This window comes from Thermodesulfobacteriota bacterium (assembly GCA_036482575.1).
Classification (GTDB): domain Bacteria; phylum Desulfobacterota; class GWC2-55-46; order GWC2-55-46; family JAUVFY01; genus JAZGJJ01.
On the sequence record JAZGJJ010000116.1, the window covers coordinates 1 to 4,636 of the forward strand.

6 protein-coding genes are annotated in these 4,636 nt (G+C 60.4%); all 6 read left to right on the forward strand.

From position 1 onward, the window contains the following. A partial coding sequence (locus tag V3W31_05135; protein MEE9614324.1) for an agmatinase family protein occupies positions 1–575 on the forward strand: 575 nt, incomplete at its 5' end. Positions 576–593: 18 nt separating this feature from the next. After that, positions 594–1,142, forward strand: a complete 549-nt coding sequence (locus V3W31_05140; GenBank protein ID MEE9614325.1) for an arginine decarboxylase, pyruvoyl-dependent — start codon at positions 594–596, stop codon at positions 1,140–1,142. 11 nt (positions 1,143–1,153) lie between these two features. After that, positions 1,154–2,200, forward strand: a complete 1,047-nt coding sequence (locus V3W31_05145) for a D-alanine--D-alanine ligase (GenBank protein ID MEE9614326.1) — start codon at positions 1,154–1,156, stop codon at positions 2,198–2,200. Next, complete coding sequence (locus V3W31_05150; GenBank protein ID MEE9614327.1) at positions 2,200–3,285, forward strand: ATP-grasp domain-containing protein; 1,086 nt, start codon at positions 2,200–2,202, stop codon at positions 3,283–3,285. Before V3W31_05145 ends, V3W31_05150 begins: the two co-directional genes overlap by 1 nt. Next, positions 3,282–3,767: a GNAT family N-acetyltransferase gene (locus V3W31_05155; GenBank protein ID MEE9614328.1), complete on the forward strand. Its 486-nt coding sequence runs from the start codon at positions 3,282–3,284 to the stop codon at positions 3,765–3,767. The genes V3W31_05150 and V3W31_05155 overlap by 4 nt, the downstream gene beginning before the upstream one ends. Before the next feature lie 26 nt (positions 3,768–3,793). Next, a complete protein-coding gene (locus V3W31_05160) occupies positions 3,794–4,414 on the forward strand; it encodes a methyltransferase domain-containing protein (protein ID MEE9614329.1) in 621 nt (206 codons plus the stop codon). Positions 4,415–4,636 lie beyond the last annotated feature (222 nt).

Below are 4,636 nucleotides of genomic sequence, written 5' to 3' on the forward strand. Positions count from 1 at the left end.
CGGTTCTCCTCGGAGGCGAGCACAGCGTTACGGTCGGGCTCACTCTGGCGCTTAAGGAAAAGTATCCGGCCCTCTCGGTCCTCCAGCTCGACGCGCACGCGGACCTGAGGGACTCTTACGAGGGCAGCCCGTTCAACCACGCGTGCGCGGGGCGGAGGATCCAGGAGCTCTGCCCGCTCGTGCAGGTGGGGATAAGGTCCATGAGCGGGGAGGAGGCGCGGTTTATGGGCTCAGAGGCCGGGGCGGGCGTCAGGACGTTCTACGCGGCCGACGTTACGGGCGGCATACCGGCAGACGAGGTCGTGGCCGCTTTAAGCGACGAGGTTTTTATAACAATCGACCTCGACGTCCTCGACCCTTCGATAATGCCCGCCACCGGCACGCCGGAGCCCGGCGGGCTCGGCTGGTACCAGGTGACCGGGCTCTTGAGGGAGGTTGCGAGAAAGAAGAAGGTCGTCGGCTTCGACGTGGTGGAGCTATCTCCCATGGAGGGCAACGTGGCCCCGGACTTCCTGGCGGCGAGGCTTACCTACAAGCTCATGGGTTATATAAACGAGTACTACGATAAAGGATAAAAGCGGAGGGCCAAAAGAATGATATACGTTCCCAAAAGGGTATTCTTTACGAGAGGGGTCGGGACCCACAAGGAAGAGCTTCAGTCCTTCGAGCTGGCGCTCCGGGATGCGGGCATAGAGAAGTTCAACCTGGTGCAGGTCTCGAGCATATTCCCTCCGGGCTGCAAGGTGGTATCCAAGTCGCAGGGCCTTAAGAAGTTCGCGCCCGGGCAGATAATCTTCTGTGTGATGAGCAAGCTCTCCAGTAACGAGCCCCGGCGGCTCATGGCAGCCTCTGTCGGCTGCGCCATACCTACGGACAAAAAGCTCTACGGCTACCTGAGCGAGCACCATGCATACGGCCAGACGGAGACCGTGGCCGGGGACTACGCCGAGGACCTCGCCGCGGCCATGCTCGCCTCGACCCTCGGCATAGAGCTCGATGAGAACCTTGGATGGGACGAGAAGAAAGAGATATACAGGATAAGCGACAAGATCGTGAGGACCACGAACGTAACCCAGTCGGTGATAGTAAAGGGTGACGGGCGGTATACCACCGTAATCGCGGCCGCGGTCTTTGTCATGTAGGGATACGCATCATGAGGCTCGCACTTACGTGTAACATAAAGAAGGGGGACGAGGCGGCCGGTGGGTCCTCCCCCCTTCCGCCCATCCAGGATGATCACTACGCCGAGTGGGACGACCGGGAGACCATCGAGGCGATTCGCAGCGCACTCGGGGAGCGGCACGAGGAGGTCACACTCGTGGAGGCCGACGAGGACGCCTACCCGAGGCTCAGGGAGCTGCGGCCAGAGCTCGTTTTCAATATGGCCGAGGGGCTCACCGGCGAGAGCAGGGAGTCGCACATACCCTCGGTGTTGGAGATGCTCGGGATCCCGTATACCGGCTCCGCGCCGCTTACGTTATCGCTCTGCCTCAACAAGGCCCGGGCAAAGCAGGTGCTCGGCTGTTCGGGCGTGCCCACGCCGCGCTTTACCGTCCTAAGCGGCACAGGAAACGACACCGAGGGGGGGGTGGAGGGGGTGGGGCTCGTCTTCCCGCTCATGGTAAAGCCCCTCTATGAGGGGTCGAGCAAGGGGATAAGGAACGACTCGCTCGTCCGCAGTGGGAAAGAGCTAGGGCGGAAAGTCGCCTCGACCCTGGAGGAGTATTGCCAGCCCGTGCTCGTCGAGGAGTACCTCGACGGCAGGGAGTTTACCGTTGCGCTTATGGGTAACGGCAGGGAGCTCCGGGCCCTTCCGCTCGTTGAGATAAACCACTCCGCGCTGCCCGCCGACATCAACCCCATCTACTCCTACGAGGCCAAGTGGATACTCGACCGCCCGGAGGCGCCGCTGGATATATTCACCTGTCCCGCGGACGTGGACGAGGGGTTGAGGAAGAGGATAGCCGGGATCGCGGAGGAGGCCTACAGGGCTCTTGGCGTAAAGGACTGGTGCAGGGTGGACGTGAGGCTCGATTCCGGGGGCGAGCCGAACATTATCGAGCTTAACCCGCTCCCCGGCATACTGCCCGACCCCACCCAGAATTCTTGCTTTCCGAAGGCGGCCCGCGCCGAGGGGATGGACTTTACCGAACTCGTAAACTCGGTCGTGGATATCGCCAGGAAGAGGTACGGTATATAATGGACGGCAAGGGAATGATAAAGAAGGTAAGGATAATATTCAACGACGACGGTTCGGACAGCTACCAGGTGGACGAGGAAGAGATGGAGTTCGGCGACATAACCGAGACCGTCGAAGAGGTAGGCGGTGCGCTCGTGAGGGAGGGGGTCAAGGTGAGCCTCTCGCCCTTGAGGCCCGACAACCTCGACGAGTTCATACGCAAGATGAGGAGCTGCGATGACGATATGATATTCAACCTCTGCGAGGGGGCCTTCGGCCAGAGCGACCTTGAGATGAACGTGGCCGCCATGCTCGAGCTCTTCGACCTGAAGTTCACCGGGAGCGGCCCGGTGGCCCTGGCCCTCGCGCTCGATAAGGGCCGTACAAAGGATATACTTCGGGGCCGGGGCGTGCCCACGGCCGACTATCGCGTGGTCGAAAAGGCGCCGCCGGACGACTGTGAAGCCCTCGGCTTCCCCCTTATAGTAAAACCGCTGAAGGAGGACGCCAGCATCGGCATAGAGATCGGCGCCGTGGTAAAGGACGCGGCGGAGCTCGAGAAGAGGGTGAACTACGTCGTTACCGAATACTACCAGCCGGCCATAGTGGAGGAGTACATAGAGGGCAGGGAGTTCAATATATCGGTCGTCGGCAACGGCGAGGGCGCGAGGACCCTGCCCCTCTCGGAGATAGACTTTTCCGACTATCCCGAGGGGCTCCCCCGGATAGTCTCCTACGAGGCGAAGTGGATTACGGTAAGCCCGCTCTACATAAAGACCCCCCCGGTATGTCCGGCCGACGTGCCGGAAGAGCTAAGGGGGGAGCTCGAGCGGGTCGCCCTGGGGGCCTACCGGGCCATAGGGTGCAGGGACTACGCGCGGGTAGATATGCGCGTGGGCGGGGACGGCGGGATAAGGGTCCTCGAGGTGAACCCCAACCCCGATATCTCTCGCGACGCGGGGCTCGCCAGGGCCGCGAAGAGCACGGGGCTCGACTACCACCAGCTCATAAAAGAGATCGTGATGGCCGCGGAGGCCAGATATAACGAGCCGGGCGCGGAGGAAGAACTTACCCCCCCCACGACCGAAGAGACCCCACAGGCGTGATACCTATCAGAGAGGTCGAACTGCGGGACAGGGCCGCCATAGTGGATATAATAAGGCGGACGGATAACCTTACGGAGGAGGAAAGGGATTGCGCCGTAGAGCTTCTTGATATATACTTGAAAGACCCCTCCGAGGACGACTACCTCTTCCTTGCGGCCGTAGAGGAGGGGCTGGTGGGAGAGCTTCCGGTGGGCTATGTATGTTACGGCGCCGCTTCGCTCTCGGACGGGGCGTACGACCTCTACTGGATACTGGTCGACCCCGCCCACAGGGGCAAGGGGGTGGGCGGAGGGCTCCTCACGCGCACAGAGGAGATGGTCTCGGCCGAGGGCGGGAGGATGCTCATGGCCGAAACCTCGAGCCTCCCGGCCTATGAGGAGGCCAGGGGCTTTTACCTTAAAAACGGTTTCAGGGAAGAAGCGAGGATAAAGGGGTTCTTCAAGCCCGGCGACGACAAGTTGATATACGTGAAGGACCTGTAAGGAGTTGTTAGCACACGGTACGCTACATGACGGAAGTCGAATCCATAAAAAAAGTATACGCGGGATATTCGGACGTATACGACACTCTCTTCAAGAGGCTTTTCTACCCAAGGATAAGGCACGCCATAGAGTCCATGGAGATAAAGCCCGGCGACAGGGTGCTGGACGTGGGCGTGGGGACCGGGCTGTCCCTCTCTCTCTTCCCGGAGTACTGTAAGGTTATCGGCATAGACCTCTCCGAGAAGATGCTCGGAAAGGCGCGGAAAAAGATCAAGACCGAAGGCATGGACCACGTCGAGCTTGTCGAGATGGACGCTATGGAAATAGCCTTCCCGGACGACTCTTTCGATATGGTCTTTACCTCGCACGTGGTGAGCGTGGTGCCCGACCCCTACAAGGTGATGCAAGAGGTGAGGAGGGTCTGCAAGCCCGGCGGGCAGGTGGTCATCGTGAACCACTTCAAGAGCAGGAACAAGCTCGTCGCCGGGATGGAAAAGGTCGTAACCCCCATAAGCAAGAAGATAGGCTGGAGGTCGGACCTCTGTCTCGATGAGTTCATTATCAAATCGGGGCTGAGGATCGACAGGAAGTACAAGCTGAAGAAGATAGATTTCTGGCACCTCGTCTTCGCGACCAACGAGAAGTAGATAGTCCCGGACCGACCCGCGAAGCCGCCGGTAGCCCCCCGAGCGTTGCATACCGCCCGACATATCCTGACCGGTCATACCATTCTCCCCATGACCGAAGTGGACCTCGATGAGGCCCTCGATATCGAGCGCCAATCCTTTACGAGGCCGTGGACGAGGACCCTTTTCAAGAGAGAACTCATCAATCCCGTCTCGAACGCCTATACGCTCCGGGTGGCCGCC

Coding starts and splice junctions, on each gene's coding strand:
- V3W31_05150 (MEE9614327.1), top strand. CDS start 2,200: ATGGACGGCAAGGGAATGATAAAGAAGGTAAGGATAATATTCAACGAC.
- V3W31_05145 (MEE9614326.1), top strand. CDS start 1,154: ATGAGGCTCGCACTTACGTGTAACATAAAGAAGGGGGACGAGGCGGCC.
- V3W31_05140 (MEE9614325.1), top strand. CDS start 594: ATGATATACGTTCCCAAAAGGGTATTCTTTACGAGAGGGGTCGGGACC.
- V3W31_05160 (MEE9614329.1), top strand. CDS start 3,794: ATGACGGAAGTCGAATCCATAAAAAAAGTATACGCGGGATATTCGGAC.